Origin of the sequence: Marinobacter salinexigens (assembly GCF_008370345.1) — a bacterium.
Taxonomy (GTDB): Bacteria; Pseudomonadota; Gammaproteobacteria; order Pseudomonadales; family Oleiphilaceae; genus Marinobacter; species Marinobacter salinexigens.
On sequence record NZ_VTUU01000017.1, the window covers coordinates 1 to 15,735 of the forward strand.

Annotated in this window: 13 protein-coding genes and 1 tRNA gene; all 14 read left to right on the plus strand. The window is 54.1% G+C overall.

What is annotated here, in order from left to right:
- On the plus strand, window positions 1–158 hold a 158-nt coding region (locus tag FWJ25_RS18855), incomplete at its 5' end, for an EF-Tu C-terminal domain-related protein (protein ID WP_497755918.1).
- A 44-nt stretch (window positions 159–202) separates the two neighbouring features.
- Window positions 203–278 (plus strand) — tRNA-Trp (locus FWJ25_RS18860).
- A gap of 33 nt (window positions 279–311) precedes the next feature.
- Window positions 312–680: a preprotein translocase subunit SecE gene (gene secE, locus FWJ25_RS18865; protein ID WP_149601818.1), complete on the plus strand. Its 369-nt coding sequence runs from the start codon at window positions 312–314 to the stop codon at window positions 678–680.
- A 12-nt stretch (window positions 681–692) separates the two neighbouring features.
- The gene (nusG, locus tag FWJ25_RS18870; protein ID WP_149601819.1) at window positions 693–1,226 is read left to right on the plus strand and encodes a transcription termination/antitermination protein NusG; all 534 of its coding nucleotides are present in this window, start codon (window positions 693–695) and stop codon (window positions 1,224–1,226) included.
- 118 nt (window positions 1,227–1,344) lie between these two features.
- Window positions 1,345–1,776, plus strand: coding sequence for a 50S ribosomal protein L11 (gene rplK / locus FWJ25_RS18875; protein ID WP_149601820.1), 432 nt, complete (start codon window positions 1,345–1,347; stop codon window positions 1,774–1,776).
- A gap of 1 nt (window position 1,777) precedes the next feature.
- Window positions 1,778–2,476 (plus strand): 50S ribosomal protein L1, encoded by a 699-nt coding sequence (rplA, locus tag FWJ25_RS18880; RefSeq protein WP_149601821.1) that lies wholly within the window; start codon window positions 1,778–1,780, stop codon window positions 2,474–2,476.
- 218 nt (window positions 2,477–2,694) lie between these two features.
- A complete protein-coding gene (gene rplJ / locus FWJ25_RS18885; protein WP_149601822.1) occupies window positions 2,695–3,225 on the plus strand; it encodes a 50S ribosomal protein L10 in 531 nt (176 codons plus the stop codon).
- Between the two features lie 40 nt (window positions 3,226–3,265).
- Window positions 3,266–3,643 carry a 50S ribosomal protein L7/L12 gene (gene rplL, locus FWJ25_RS18890; protein WP_149601823.1) on the plus strand — a complete coding sequence of 126 codons (378 nt, stop codon included), beginning with the start codon at window positions 3,266–3,268 and terminating at the stop codon, window positions 3,641–3,643.
- A gap of 242 nt (window positions 3,644–3,885) precedes the next feature.
- The gene (gene rpoB / locus FWJ25_RS18895; protein WP_149601824.1) at window positions 3,886–7,962 is read left to right on the plus strand and encodes a DNA-directed RNA polymerase subunit beta; all 4,077 of its coding nucleotides are present in this window, start codon (window positions 3,886–3,888) and stop codon (window positions 7,960–7,962) included.
- A gap of 76 nt (window positions 7,963–8,038) precedes the next feature.
- Entirely contained in the window at window positions 8,039–12,253 is a 4,215-nt protein-coding gene (rpoC, locus tag FWJ25_RS18900) for a DNA-directed RNA polymerase subunit beta' (protein ID WP_149601825.1), read from the plus strand.
- A 167-nt stretch (window positions 12,254–12,420) separates the two neighbouring features.
- On the plus strand, window positions 12,421–12,795 hold the full coding sequence (gene rpsL, locus FWJ25_RS18905) for a 30S ribosomal protein S12 (RefSeq protein WP_012139854.1): 375 nt from the start codon (window positions 12,421–12,423) through the stop codon (window positions 12,793–12,795).
- Between the two features lie 115 nt (window positions 12,796–12,910).
- The gene (gene rpsG, locus FWJ25_RS18910; RefSeq protein ID WP_149601826.1) at window positions 12,911–13,381 is read left to right on the plus strand and encodes a 30S ribosomal protein S7; all 471 of its coding nucleotides are present in this window, start codon (window positions 12,911–12,913) and stop codon (window positions 13,379–13,381) included.
- 18 nt (window positions 13,382–13,399) lie between these two features.
- Window positions 13,400–15,502 carry an elongation factor G gene (fusA, locus tag FWJ25_RS18915; RefSeq protein ID WP_149601827.1) on the plus strand — a complete coding sequence of 701 codons (2,103 nt, stop codon included), beginning with the start codon at window positions 13,400–13,402 and terminating at the stop codon, window positions 15,500–15,502.
- A gap of 34 nt (window positions 15,503–15,536) precedes the next feature.
- Window positions 15,537–15,735 (plus strand): GTP-binding protein (locus tag FWJ25_RS18920; RefSeq protein WP_246166897.1); only part of this gene is annotated, 199 nt, incomplete at its 3' end.

The following is a 15,735-nucleotide window of genomic DNA, read 5'->3' on the forward strand; positions in this document are numbered from 1 at the left end:
AACTGCCGGAAGGCGTTGAAATGGTAATGCCGGGTGACAACGTCAAGATGACGGTTACCCTGATCGCTCCGATCGCCATGGAAGATGGTCTGCGCTTCGCGATTCGCGAAGGTGGCCGTACCGTTGGTGCCGGTGTGGTATCCAAGATTATTGAGTAACCTTCGGGTTGCTCAATTGAAAGTGCACTGAGTTGTTTCGGTGCAGGCCAGTAGCTCAATTGGCAGAGCAGCGGTCTCCAAAACCGCAGGTTGGGGGTTCGATTCCCTCCTGGCCTGCCATTTTCTAACATCCGGATACATAAGCTGATTCCTATGGAGTCAAAAGCCGTTCAGTCGACCAGCCGTTTCGATACCGTGAAATGGCTGGTTGTTTTCGTTCTGATTGCCATCGGTGTGGTGGGTAATCAGTATTTCAGTGCAGAGTCTCTGCTCTATCGGGTGCTTGCGCTCGTTGGCTTGGCAGTTGTCGCCGCTTTGGTTGCGCTCCAGACGGATCGCGGTCGCCGTTTTGCGACGCTTCTGAAAGAAGCCAGGGTCGAGATCCGGAAAGTCGTGTGGCCCACCAGGCCTGAGCTTGTGCAAACAACGTTGATTGTTGTGGTTTTTGTTCTGGTAGTCGCGTTGTTGTTGTGGGGCATGGATTCGTTGATCAGTTTGCTGGTCGCCGGGTTTATCGGTTAACAGGAGTGGGCAATGGCTAAGCGCTGGTACGTCGTTCATGCGTATTCTGGCTTTGAAAAGCACGTAATGCGCGCTCTGAAGGAAAGTGTTGTACGCAACGGCATGGAAGATAAGTTCGGTGACATCCTGGTTCCGACCGAGGAAGTTGTCGAGATGCGTGAGGGTAAGAAGCGCAAGAGTGAGCGCAAGTTCTACCCTGGGTACGTGCTTGTCCAGATGGAAATGGATGATGCGACGTGGCACCTTGTAAACAGTACGCCTCGTGTTCTTGGATTTATTGGTGGTACCAAGGACAAGCCTGCTCCGATCACAGAGCGTGAAGCTGATGCGATCCTTCAGCGGGTTGAGAGTGGTGCTGAGAAGCCCAAGCCCAAGACCTTGTTTGAGCCGGGCGAGATTGTTCGCGTTATTGATGGTCCGTTTGCAGACTTTAATGGCGTGGTTGAAGAGGTGGACTACGACAAGAGTCGGGTCAAGGTTGCTGTTCTGATCTTTGGTCGCTCAACTCCGGTGGAGCTGGAGTTTGGGCAAGTCGAAAAGGACTGATTTGCAACCGAAAATCTGAAAGCTCGCGCGCCAAGGCGTCGCGGGCTTTTTGTGTCTGCGATTAGCAGTTGTATGAACTGGGGAGCCGAAAGGCGTTTGAACCCAAAGGAGAACTATCATGGCAAAGAAAATCGAAGCGTATATCAAGCTTCAGGTTGCTGCCGGTCAGGCCAACCCGAGTCCCCCGGTTGGTCCTGCTCTGGGTCAGCACGGTGTTAACATCATGGAATTCTGTAAGGCGTTCAATGCCAAGACTCAAGGTATGGAGCCTGGCCTGCCGATTCCTACTGTTATCACTGTATACAGTGATCGCAGCTTCACCTTTATCACCAAAACTCCTCCTGCGGCGGTTCTGCTGAAGAAAGCAGCTGGCATCAAGAGTGGTTCCGGTCGCCCGAATACCGAGAAAGTCGGTACTGTGACCCGCGCCCAACTCGAAGAAATTGCCAAGACCAAAGAGCCGGATATGACTGCTGCCGATCTCGACGCGGCTGTTCGTACCATCGCTGGAACTGCCCGGAGCATGGGCCTGAACGTGGAGGGCCTGTAACATGGCGAAGCTGAGCAAGCGTCAAAAGCTGATTCGCGAGAAGGTTGAGTCCACTCGTTCATACTCTGTTGACGAAGCTGTTGCCCTGCTCGTAGAGCTGGGTCAGAGCGTCAAGTTCAAAGAGTCTGTAGACGTAGCTGTTAATCTGGGTGTTGATGCACGTAAATCTGACCAGGTTGTTCGTAGCAGCACTGTTCTGCCTCACGGTACTGGTAAGTCTGTTCGTGTCGCTGTGTTCACCCAGGGCGCGAATGCCGAGAAGGCAACTGCTGCCGGAGCGGACATCGTAGGTATGGACGATCTGGCTGAAGAAGTTAAGAAAGGCAACATGGACTTCGACGTGGTTATCGCCACTCCGGACGCCATGCGCGTTGTCGGCCAGCTAGGTCAGATCCTGGGGCCGCGTGGCCTGATGCCTAACCCGAAAGTTGGAACTGTGACCCCGGATGTCGAAACCGCGGTCAAGAACGCCAAGGCGGGTCAGGTTCGTTACCGTACTGACAAGAACGGTATTATCCACGCACCGCTGGGTAACATCGAATTCTCTGCACAGACCATCAAGGAAAACCTTGAAGCTCTGGTTGCAGACCTGAAAAAGGCCAAGCCGTCTTCGGCGAAGGGTGTGTATCTGAAGAAGATCACCCTTTCTTCGACTATGGGTCCTGGCCTGACTATCGATCAGGGCGGTCTGAACATCTGATCCCCGAAGCGATAGTTACTTTGTAGTCTGGGCGGAAGCCAAGGCTGTCAAAGACCGCAGGCCCCCGAAGCCCTCTGTTTGCAGAGGGCTGCAAGGGTTAAAGCAACGCCTGCGCAGACGGTGTGAAGACGTTCTCTCTGAACCCAAACACCGTTAGGCGCCCGAAAGGGCAATGATGGGTTTGCCGGCATTGACCGGCGAAATCGAGGAGAAAACCAGTGGCAATTAGACTCGAAGACAAGAAAGCGATCGTCGCTGAAGTCAACGAGACTGCTGGTACTGCTCTGTCTGTGGTTATGGCTGATTACCGCGGCGTCACCTCTGGTGACATGACCGCGCTTCGTGCCAAGGCTCGTGCCGAAAATGTGCGTCTGAAGGTTGTTCGTAACAACCTGGCAAAGATTGCCATTCGTGGTACTGAGTTCGAGTGCATCGACGAAGCTCTGGTTGGCCCAACCATTCTGGCTTTCTCAATGGAAGATCCCGGCGCCGCTGCGCGTCTGCTTAAGGATTTTGCCAAAGAGAACGAGGCATTTGAGATCAAGGGTCTGGCTGTCGGCGGTGAGCTGATGGGCGCTGACAAGATTGATCGCCTCGCCAAGCTGCCGACGCTGCACGAAGCGTTGACCAAGCTGGCCATTGTTACACAGGCACCAGTTACCAAGCTCGCACGCAGCCTGAACGATATTCCGGGACGGATCACGCGTGTTGTAGCTGCAGTCCGCGACCAGAAACGCGAAGCTGCTTGATTCTGTTGAACACCATTTTTTACATTTTTGGGAGAAAGTCATGGCTCTGTCTAAAGACGATATTTTGAATGCAATCGCTGAAATGAGCGTAATGGATGTAGTTGAGCTCGTTGAAGCTATGGAAGAAAAGTTCGGCGTTTCCGCTGAAGCTGCTGTTGCTGCCGCTCCGGCCGCCGCTGGTGGCGACGCAGGCGGTGCTGAAGAGAAGACCGAGTTCGACGTAGTTCTGACTGGCGCTGGTGAGAAGAAAGTTAACACCATCAAGGCCGTACGTGAGCTGACCGGTCTGGGTCTGAAGGAAGCCAAAGAAATGGTTGACGGTGCTCCGTCTACTATTAAAGAAGGCGCTTCCAAAGACGAAGCTGAAGAAGCCAAGAAGAAGCTTGAGGAAGCAGGCGCTTCTGTTGAGCTTAAGTAATAGTCGGTTTCTGATCGACTCCGCACGTTGAGTGCGGACGGGCTGGTGGCTTTATGCCACCGGCCTTTTTCTGTTGTATATGCTATAGAGTCTGGTGTGCGATTACAGATTGATGTCAGGATCTATAACCTACAGCCAGAGTCTTGTTCAAGACGGCGTAACAAGCCGAGCAATTCGGCCCCGAAGCAGAACAATGGTTGCTTCTTGATACCAGGTATCAGGTTTAAAGCTGGGGAATGCAGATGACTTACTCCTACACTGAGAAAAAGCGGATTCGCAAAGACTTTAGTAAATTGCCTTCCGTTATGGATGTCCCCTATTTGCTGTCTATTCAGCTGGATTCATTCCGGGACTTCCTCCAAATGGAAGCCGCTCCTGAAGACCGTCGGGAAACCGGCCTTCATGCAGCATTCAAATCCGTATTCCCGATTGTCAGTTACTCTGGCAATGCCGCGCTCGAATACGTGAGCTATCGTATTGGTGAGCCGGTATTTGACGTCAAGGAATGCCAGCTTAGGGGCGTAACTTACGCAGCTCCGCTGCGGGTGAAAGTCCGCCTTATCATTTACGATAAGGAATCGTCCAACAAGGCGATCAAGGACATTAAAGAGCAGGAAGTCTACATGGGCGAAATGCCCTTGATGACTGAGAACGGTACCTTCGTTATCAATGGTACCGAGCGGGTTATCGTTTCCCAGCTTCACCGCTCTCCGGGTGTGTTCTTTGACCACGATAAGGGTAAAACCCACTCTTCCGGTAAGTTGCTCTACTCCGCGCGGGTGATTCCTTACCGTGGCTCATGGCTCGACTTCGAGTTTGATCCGAAGGACTCCGTGTTCGTTCGTATCGACCGTCGTCGTAAGCTGCCTGCCTCTATTTTGTTGCGGGCCCTGGGTTATACCTCAGAGCAGATGCTGGAGATGTTCTTCGATACCAGTAAGTTCAGCCTGGGCGCGGAAGTGTGCAAGCTGGAGCTGGTTCCAAGCCGTCTGCGTGGCGATATCGCAACGTTCGACATCAAAGACAACGAAGGCAATGTTGTCGTTGAAGAAGGCCGTCGTGTTACTGCTCGCCATATCAAGCAACTCGAAAAGGCTGGTATCAGCGAACTGGAAGTCCCGACCGAATACCTTTACGGCCGCGTGCTGGCGAAGGATATGGTCGACCAGTCTACGGGTGAAGTGCTGGTTGAGTGTAACTCCGAGCTGACAGAAGAGCTGGTTACCAAAATCCTGGATGCTGGTGTCAACGAGATAGAAACTCTGTACACCAACGACCTGGATTGCGGTCCGTTCATGTCCGACACATTGCGGATTGATCCGACCCGCACGCCGCTGGAAGCGTTGGTCGAAATCTACCGTATGATGCGTCCGGGAGAGCCTCCCACGAAGGAGTCTGCGGAGAACCTGTTCAACAACTTGTTCTTCTCCGATGAGCGTTATGATCTTTCTGCGGTTGGCCGCATGAAGCTCAATCGTCGTCTGGGGCGTGAAGAAAGCACAGGCGAAGGCATCCTGACACACGAAGACATTATCGATGTCCTGAAGACGCTGATCGCCATCCGTAATGGCCAGGGTCAGGTCGATGACATTGATAACCTGGGTAACCGTCGCGTACGTTGTGTTGGCGAAATGGCTGAGAACCAGTTCCGTGTCGGGCTGGTGCGTGTTGAGCGTGCGGTTCGTGAGCGTCTGAGTCTCGCAGAAAGCGAAGGCCTGATGCCTCAGGATCTGATCAACGCCAAGCCGGTTGCCGCTGCAGTCAAAGAATTCTTTGGCTCCAGTCAGCTGTCCCAGTTTATGGACCAGAACAACCCGCTGTCGGAAGTAACCCACAAGCGTCGTATCTCTGCGTTGGGCCCCGGTGGTCTGACCCGTGAGCGTGCCGGCTTTGAGGTGCGGGACGTACACCCGACCCACTATGGCCGTGTGTGCCCAATTGAAACGCCGGAAGGTCCGAACATTGGTCTGATCAACTCGCTGGCAACCTACGCTCGTTCCAACTCCTACGGCTTCCTGGAAAGCCCGTATCGGAAAGTCGTCGACGGTATCGTTACCGATGAGCTGGTTTACCTCTCTGCTATTGAAGAGAGTAACTATGTCATCGCTCAGGCGAGTGCTGCGACAGACGACAGCAAGCGTTTGACTGATGAGCTGGTAACCGTACGTCACCTGAACGAATTTACTGTTGCTCCGCCGGAATCCGTGAACTTCATGGACGTGTCTCCGCGTCAGGTTGTATCTGTCGCTGCGTCTCTGATTCCGTTCCTTGAGCACGATGACGCGAACCGTGCCCTGATGGGTGCGAACATGCAGCGTCAGGCCGTTCCGACCCTGAAGTCCCAGGTACCTCTGGTTGGTACTGGCGTCGAGCGTACAGTGGCACAGGACTCTGGTGTATGTGTCAGTGCCCGTCGCGGTGGTGTTATCGAGAGCGTTGACGCGGCCCGCATCGTTGTTCGTGTCAATAACGAGGAAACCGAAGCTGGTGATGCTGGTGTGGATATCTACAACCTCACCAAGTACACCCGCTCTAACCAGAACACCTGTATCAACCAGCGCTCTATCGTGCGCCAGGGCGATGTAGTGGCGCGTGGCGATGTCCTTGCTGACGGGCCTTCTGTGGATCTGGGTGAGCTGGCTTTGGGGCAGAACATGCGCATCGCGTTTATGCCCTGGAACGGCTACAACTTCGAGGACTCGATCCTGATTTCGGAGAAAGTGGTACAGGAAGATCGCCTGACGACTATCCACATTCAGGAGCTCACCTGTGTTGCCCGTGATACCAAACTGGGCAGCGAGGAAATTACCGCTGATATTCCGAACGTTGGCGAAAGCGCGCTGGCGAAGCTGGACGAGTCCGGGATCGTGTACATCGGTGCTGAAGTCGGCCCCGGAGACATCCTGGTTGGTAAGGTTACGCCGAAGGGCGAGACCCAGCTGACTCCGGAAGAGAAACTTCTGCGTGCGATCTTTGGTGAGAAGGCGTCTGACGTTAAAGATACCTCCTCCCGGGTTCCGACTGGTACTCGCGGTACCGTTATCGACGTTCAGGTATTTACCCGTGACGGTATCGAAAAGGATCAGCGTGCTCAGTCTATCGAGAAAGAGCAGCTGGACCAGTATCGGAAAGACCTGAAGGACGAATACCGTATCGTTGAAGGTGCGACCTATGAGCGTCTGCTGAACGCTCTGAAGGGGCAGGACGTAATCAGTGGTCCGGGCCTCAAGAAGGGCGCAACTCTGGATGAGGCCTATCTCGCAGAACTGCCGCGTCCAGACTGGTTCAAGCTGCGCATGCAGGACGACAACCTGAACGAGCTTCTGGAGAAGTCCGAGCAGGGCCTTGAGGATCGCAAGAAAGAGCATGAAGCTCGCTTCGATGACAAGAAGGGCAAGCTGCAGCAAGGTGATGACCTGGCTCCCGGCGTTCTGAAGATCGTCAAGGTTTACCTCGCGATCAAGCGCCGTATCCAGCCAGGCGACAAGATGGCCGGTCGTCACGGTAACAAAGGTGTTATCTCTGCGGTTATGCCGATCGAGGATATGCCCTACGATGATTACGGTAACACAGTAGATATCGTTCTGAACCCTCTGGGTGTACCGTCTCGTATGAACGTTGGTCAGGTTCTTGAAACGCACCTGGGTGCGGCAGCCAAGGGTCTGGGTGAGCGCATCAGTCAGATGCTCGAGGAGCAGCGCAAGGTAGCTGAACTCCGGGATTTGCTGGACGAGATCTATAACCACTCTGATGAAGTGTTCAAAGTGGATCTGGATTCTCTGAGCGACAAGGAGATTCTTGAGCTTTGCGGCAACTTGCGTAACGGCGTACCGATGGCTACACCGGTATTCGACGGGGCTAAGGAAGCTGAGGTCAAGCGCATGCTTGAACTCGCAGGCCTGAGCACCACCGGCCAGACCAAGCTCTATGACGGCCGTACAGGTGAAGCATTTGATCGTCCGGTGACTGTGGGCTACATGTATATCCTGAAGCTTAACCACCTGATCGATGACAAGATGCACGCTCGTTCCACCGGTTCGTACAGTCTCGTTACCCAGCAGCCGTTGGGTGGTAAGGCTCAGTTCGGTGGTCAGCGCTTCGGTGAGATGGAAGTGTGGGCACTTGAGGCCTACGGTGCGGCATATACGCTGCAGGAGATGCTCACCGTCAAGTCTGACGACGTTAACGGTCGGACCAAGATGTACAAGAACATCGTCGATGGCGATCATCGCATGGAGCCGGGTATGCCCGAATCCTTCAACGTTCTTGTCAAGGAAATCCGCTCGTTGGGTATCGACATCGAGCTGGAATCCGAGTGAGCCGAATTGTTTTTGGCAGCGTGAGCGGGCACGGACTGTGCCCGCCCGAGATTAACGCCATCCGGAGCTTTTACTGATGAAAGATTTGCTGAATCTTCTCAAGAGCCAGAATCAGAGCAAGGAATTTGACGCCATTCGTATTGGTCTGGCGTCTCCTGACATGATTCGTTCCTGGTCTTTTGGCGAAGTAAAAAAGCCTGAGACCATCAACTACCGTACCTTCAAGCCGGAGCGTGACGGTCTTTTCTGTGCCAAGATCTTCGGCCCGATTAAAGACTATGAATGCCTGTGTGGTAAGTATAAGCGCCTCAAGCATCGTGGTGTTATCTGCGAGAAATGTGGTGTTGAAGTAGCCCTGGCGAGCGTTCGTCGTGAACGTATGGGGCATATCGAGCTGGCCAGCCCGGTAGCTCATATCTGGTTCCTGAAGTCACTGCCGTCCCGTATCGGTCTGATGCTGGACATGACCCTGCGCGACATCGAGCGGGTACTGTACTTCGAATCCTTTATTGTTATCGATCCGGGGATGACCACCCTGGAAAAAGGGCAACTGCTGAATGACGAGCAGTACTATGAAGCCCTGGAAGAGTTCGGTGACGAGTTTGACGCCCGGATGGGTGCTGAAGCCGTCAAGGAGCTGCTGGAAGGTATTGATCTGCAGGAAGAGGTTGATTCCCTGCGGGAAGAAATTCCCCAGACCAACTCAGAAACCAAGATCAAGAAATTCAGCAAGCGTCTGAAAATTCTTGAGGCGTTCCTCTATTCCGGCAACAAGCCCGGCGACATGGTTATGACCGTGCTGCCGGTATTGCCGCCAGACCTGCGCCCACTGGTTCCTCTGGACGGAGGGCGTTTTGCGACCTCTGACCTGAACGATCTGTATCGTCGGGTTATCAACCGTAACAACCGTTTGAAGCGCCTGCTGGAGCTGAACGCACCGGACATCATTGTCCGTAACGAAAAGCGGATGCTTCAGGAAGCGGTAGATGCGCTGCTGGATAACGGTCGTCGTGGTCGTGCCATCACTGGTACCAACAAGCGTCCGTTGAAATCCCTTGCTGACATGATCAAAGGTAAGCAGGGTCGTTTCCGTCAGAACCTGCTTGGTAAGCGTGTTGACTACTCTGGTCGTTCCGTCATCGTGGTCGGACCGTACCTGCGCCTGCATCAGTGTGGTCTGCCGAAGAAGATGGCTCTGGAGCTGTTCAAGCCGTTCATCTTCTCGAAGCTTGAGCATCGTGGCCTGGCAACAACGATCAAAGCGGCCAAGAAAATGGTCGAGCGCGAGGAAGGTGTCGTCTGGGATATCCTGGATGAGGTGATTCGCGAACATCCGATCATGCTTAACCGTGCGCCGACCCTCCACCGTTTGGGTATTCAGGCGTTCGAGCCGGTTCTGATTGAAGGTAAGGCGATTCAGCTGCACCCGCTGGTGTGTGCGGCCTATAACGCTGACTTCGACGGTGACCAGATGGCGGTACACGTACCGTTGACACTGGAAGCTCAGCTCGAAGCTCGCGCGCTGATGATGTCGACCAACAACGTACTGTCTCCGGCTAACGGTGAACCGATCATCGTTCCGTCTCAGGACGTGGTACTTGGCCTTTATTACATGACCCGCGAACGCGCCAGTGCGAAGGGCGAGGGCATGGTATTCGCCGATATCAAGGAAGCTCACCGTGCATACGGTGCCGGTCAGGTAGACCTCCAGGCCAAGGTTAAAGTGCGGGTGAGGCAGGTTACCTTTGACGAGGACAGGGTTCGCCAGGAAGCGCTGTACGTGGTTGATACCACAGTTGGTCGTGCACTGTTGTTTGATATTGTGCCTGACGGCCTGCCGTTCGAGCTGGTTAACAAGCCGATGGTCAAAAAAGCGATTTCCAATCTGATCAACACCTGTTACCGGGATGCTGGTCTGAAGGACACCGTTATCTTTGCTGATCAGCTGATGTATATGGGTTACCACTATGCGACCCGTTCCGGTATTTCGATCGGTTTCAATGATTTCGAGATTCCGCCTGAGAAGTACGAACTTGTTGATGCCGCTTCCGACGAAGTGAAGGACATCGAGACCCAGTACGCGTCAGGTCTTCTTACTCAGGGTGAGAAGTACAACAAGGTTATCGATATCTGGTCCCGCGCCAACGACAAAGTCTCCAAGGCTATGATGGAGCGGCTGGCGAAAGAGCAGGTAATCGGTCCAGACGGTCAGCCAGTTAAAGGCGAAGACGGCGAAGACCTCATGCAGGAGTCCTTCAACTCCGTGTACATGATGGCCGATTCCGGTGCCCGGGGTTCTGCGGCGCAGATTCGTCAGCTGGCGGGTATGCGTGGTCTGATGGCTAAGCCGGATGGCTCCATCATCGAGACGCCAATCACTGCGAACTTCCGTGAAGGTCTGAACGTACTCCAGTACTTCATCTCGACTCACGGTGCTCGTAAGGGTCTGGCTGATACCGCGCTTAAAACAGCGAACTCCGGTTATCTGACCCGTCGTCTGGTAGACGTTTCTCAGGATCTGGTTGTTACCGAAGAAGATTGTGGTACCGACGAAGGCCTGCTGATGACACCTCACATCGAAGGGGGTGACGTTGTTGTGCCTCTGGGCGATCGTGTTCTCGGCCGTGTTACCGCCCGTGATGCGTTTACCCCGACAGACAAAGACAACGCGGTTGTGCCTGCTGGTACTCTGCTCGACGAGAAAACCGTTGAGACCCTTGAGCGTGCCGGTGTGGACGAAGTCTGGGTGCGCTCTGCGATCACCTGTGAGACTCGTCACGGTATCTGCTCCAAGTGTTATGGTCGGGATCTGGCCCGTGGTCATCAGGTGAACGTTGGTGAAGCTGTCGGTGTTATTGCGGCACAGTCCATCGGTGAACCGGGTACCCAGTTGACCATGCGTACCTTCCACATTGGTGGTGCGGCGAGCCGGGCTTCTGCCGTGGATAATATTCAGGTCAAGCATGGTGGTACTGTCCGCTTGCATAACCTGAAGTCCATCGAGAAGAGTGATGGTTCTCTGGTTGTAGTCTCCCGTTCTTCTGCGTTGGCAATTGCCGATGAGCAGGGCCGTGAGCGTGAGTGGTACAAACTTCCGTACGGTGCAGTACTGTCCGTTAAACACGGGGATGCCGTCGAAGCGGGCGTTGTGGTTGCCAAGTGGGATCCGCATACGCACCCGATCATTGCGGAAGCGGCAGGTACAGCCAAGTTCGTCAATATGGATCAGGGCATCACGGTCCGGACCCAGACCGACGAACTGACTGGTCTGTCCACCATGGAAGTTATCGATCCCAAGGAGCGTCCTGCTGCTGGTAAGGACATTCGTCCGGGAATCCAGGTGCTCGATGCCTCTGGTAATGAGGTTGAGCTTCCGGGAGGTGCAGCGGCGATCTACTTCCTGCCGGCTAACGCCCTGGTAACCATGGCCAACGGCGCCAAGATCGAGCTGGGTGATGTTGTTGCCCGTATTCCTCAGGAAAGCTCGAAGACCCGGGATATCACCGGTGGTCTGCCGCGGGTTGCCGACCTGTTCGAGGCCCGTCGCCCGAAAGAGTCTTCGATCCTGGCGGAAATCAGCGGTACGGTTTCGTTCGGTAAGGAAACCAAGGGTAAGAAGCGCCTGGTGATCACTCCGAAAGATGACGATGCCTATGAAGTTCTGATTCCAAAGCATCGCCAGCTCAACGTGTTCGAAGGCGAAACCGTTGAAAAGGGTGAGGTAATCTCTGACGGTCCGTCCAACCCGCACGACATTCTGCGTCTGCTGGGTGTGGTCGAGCTTGCGAAGTACATCACCAACGAAATTCAGGACGTTTACCGCCTGCAGGGTGTTGTCATCAACGATAAACATATCGAGGTTATCGTTCGGCAGATGCTGCGCAAGGTAGAGATCACTGACCCAGGCGATACAACTCTGCTGTCTGGCGACCAGGTTGAAATCACCCAGGTTCTGGAAGAAAACGAAAAGGCCAACGTGGCAGACAAGGAGCCAGCGCGCTTCGACCGTCTGTTGCTGGGTATCACCAAGGCTTCTTTGGCGACCGAGTCGTTTATTTCGGCGGCATCGTTCCAGGAAACCACCCGTGTACTCACCGAAGGTGCAGTTACCGGTAAGCGTGATTACCTGCGCGGCCTGAAAGAAAACGTGGTGGTTGGCCGACTGATTCCTGCCGGTACTGGTCTGGCCTACCATAGCGAGCGTCGTCGCAAACGCGATCTGGAATCCCAGGGCGTGACTGCAGCGGACGTGGAAGAGGCTCTGAGCGCAGAGCTGAATCGCGAAAGCTGAGTTCGGCGACAAAACCATCTGCGGGTAGTTACCTATCCTCAAGGTGGTTAAAAAGAGATCAGTCATCTTGACTGACCAGGGACGCAGGCTTACACTTGCGTCCCTTAAATTTTACCCCCAGCGATGGGGGTAAGTTTCATTGATATGGTTTTTTGGAGTTTGCTTACATGGCAACGATTAATCAGTTGGTGCGTAAGCCTCGTAAGCGCAAGGTAGCCAAGAGCGACGTTCCCGCGCTCCAGGCCTGTCCTCAGCGCCGTGGTGTGTGCACTCGTGTGTACACCACAACGCCGAAGAAGCCGAACTCTGCACTTCGTAAGGTGTGTCGTGTTCGTCTGACCAACGGCTTCGAGGTTTCCTCATACATTGGTGGTGAAGGTCATAACCTTCAGGAGCACAGTGTTGTGCTGATCCGTGGCGGTCGTGTAAAAGACCTTCCGGGTGTGCGCTATCACACTGTTCGCGGAACGCTGGACACCCAGGGTGTACAGAACCGTAAGCAGGGCCGCTCCAAGTACGGTGCTAAACGACCCAAGTCCTGATGTCCCGAACGGGTGTCTTTTATCGTTGCTTGTCAGAACGGTAAGAGTAAGGCTGAGTAGCAGATTGCTATCTCAGGGGTTCCTGAAGACCTTTTAGATATATAAGGGCTTATCGATGCCTAGAAGAAGAGTTGCAGCAAAACGGGAAATCATTCCCGATCCTAAATTCGGCAGTGCACGGCTTGCCAAGTTCATTAACCACGTAATGGAAAGTGGCAAGAAGTCCGTAGCTGAGCGCATTGTTTATGGCGCGCTCGATATTGTTGCCGAGAAGTCCAAAGACGAGCCGCTCGACGTGTTCGAGAAGGCCCTGGAAAACATTCAGCCGATGGTAGAAGTTAAATCCCGTCGCGTTGGTGGTGCCACCTACCAGGTGCCGGTAGAAGTTCGGCCTTCCCGTCAGAACGCGCTGGCTATGCGCTGGCTCGTAGAATTTTCACGGAAGCGCGGTGAGAAATCCATGGCGCAACGTCTTGCAGGTGAAATCCTGGATGCCGTTGATAGCAAGGGTGCTGCGGTCAAGAAGCGTGAAGACGTACACCGCATGGCAGAAGCCAACAAGGCGTTCTCTCACTTCCGTTTCTAATCAGCCGAGGTTTATACAGTGGCACGCAAGACTCCTATCAAGCGATACAGAAATATCGGGATTTGTGCGCACGTTGATGCGGGCAAGACCACTACGACTGAACGGGTTCTGTTCTACACCGGTCTGTCCCACAAAATCGGTGAGGTTCATGATGGCGCGGCTACCATGGACTGGATGGAGCAGGAGCAGGAGCGTGGTATCACCATCACCTCAGCTGCGACCACCTGTTTCTGGCAGGGTATGGATAAGCAATACCCTGAGCATCGCATTAACATCATCGACACCCCGGGGCACGTTGACTTTACCATTGAGGTAGAGCGTTCCCTGCGTGTTCTGGATGGTGCGGTCGTCGTGTTCTGTGGTTCTTCCGGTGTTGAGCCGCAGTCCGAAACCGTATGGCGTCAGGCTAACAAGTATGAAGTTCCCCGCATGGTGTTCGTCAACAAGATGGACCGTGCTGGCGCCAACTTCCTGCGTGTAGTTGATCAGATCAAAAATCGTCTGGGTGCGACGCCTGTGCCTATTCAGCTGCCGATCGGCGCTGAAGAGGAATTCCAGGGTGTGGTCGATCTGCTTCGTATGAAGGCGATCTTCTGGAACGAAGCTGATTCCGGCATGACCTACGAGGAAAAAGACATTCCGGCCGACATGGTTGACGAATGTGAAATGTACCGTGAGCAAATGGTTGAGGCGGCTGCCGAGGCTAACGAAGAGCTCATGGAGAAGTACCTCGAGGAAGGCGAAATCAGCCTGGAAGAGATCAAGAAGGGGCTGCGTGAGCGCACCCTGTCGAACGAGATTGTTCTGGCTACCTGTGGTTCTGCTTTCAAGAACAAAGGTGTTCAGGCGGTTCTCGACGCTGTGATCGAATTCCTTCCGGCGCCCGATGAAGTTAAGGCTATCCGCGGTATCGTTGATGACGAGGGCACTGAAGAGACTCGCCCGGTTGACGACGAAGCTCCGTTCGCGGCCCTGGCGTTCAAGATCGCTACTGACCCGTTCGTTGGTACGCTGACATTCTTCCGGGTGTACTCTGGTACTCTGGAATCCGGTAGTGCTGTATACAACTCTGTGAAGGGTAAGAAAGAGCGCGTGGGCCGGATGGTGCAGATGCACTCCAAGGACCGTCAGGAAATCAAGGAAGTGTTGGCGGGTGATATCGCTGCGGCGATCGGCCTGAAGAGCGTGACTACTGGTGACACTCTGTGTGACGAAAACGCCAAGATCATTCTTGAGAAGATGGAATTCCCTGAGCCGGTAATTTCCGTTGCGGTTGAGCCTAAGTCCAAGGCTGACCAGGAGAAGATGGGTATCGCTCTCGGTAAGTTGGCGCAGGAAGATCCGTCTTTCCGTGTTCGTACCGATGAAGAGTCGGGCCAGACTATCATCTCCGGTATGGGTGAGCTTCACCTCGATATCATCGTCGATCGTATGCGTCGTGAGTTCAAGGTTGAGGCCAATATTGGTAAGCCTCAGGTGGCTTACCGTGAGTGCATCCGCAAGCCGACTGACGTTGAAGGCAAGTTCGTTCGTCAGTCTGGTGGTCGTGGTCAGTACGGTCACGTCAAGATCAAGCTTGAGCCGCTGCCGCTGGATGACGATACCGAAAACTTCATCTTCGTGAATGAAATCGTAGGTGGTGTTGTTCCTAAGGAATACATTCCTGCGGTACAGCAGGGTATTGAGGAGCAGATGCAGAACGGCTGTCTCGCCGGCTATCCGCTGCTTGGTATCAAAGCTACCCTTTATGATGGCTCCTACCACGATGTGGACTCCAACGAAATGGCGTTCAAAATCGCGGGCTCCATGGCCATGAAGAAGGGTGCACTGGAAGCTAGCCCAGCGCTGCTTGAGCCGATCATGAAGGTCGAGGTCGTTACCCCTGAAGAATACATGGGTGACGTTGTCGGTGACCTGAACCGTCGTCGCGGCGTTGTTCAGGGCATGGATGAGAACCCTTCCGGCAAGCTTGTGCAGGCAGAGGTTCCGCTGGCGGAGATGTTCGGTTACGCCACCGACCTGCGTTCTGCGACACAGGGTCGAGCGTCATACTCCATGGAGTTCTCCGGTTACTCGGAGGCCCCTTCGAACATTGCCGAAGCAATCATTAAAAAGGGTTGATCCCCGGATTTAAGAAACAGGAAGAGGTGTAACCGTGTCTAAAGAAAAATTTGAACGTAATAAACCGCACGTCAACGTGGGCACCATCGGTCACGTTGACCATGGTAAAACCACTCTGACCGCAGCTCTGACTCGTGTATGTCACGAAGTATGGGGTACAGGTACTGCCAGCGCGTTTGACCAGATTGATAACGCGCCGGAAGAGAAGGCTCGTGGTATCACCATCGCGACTT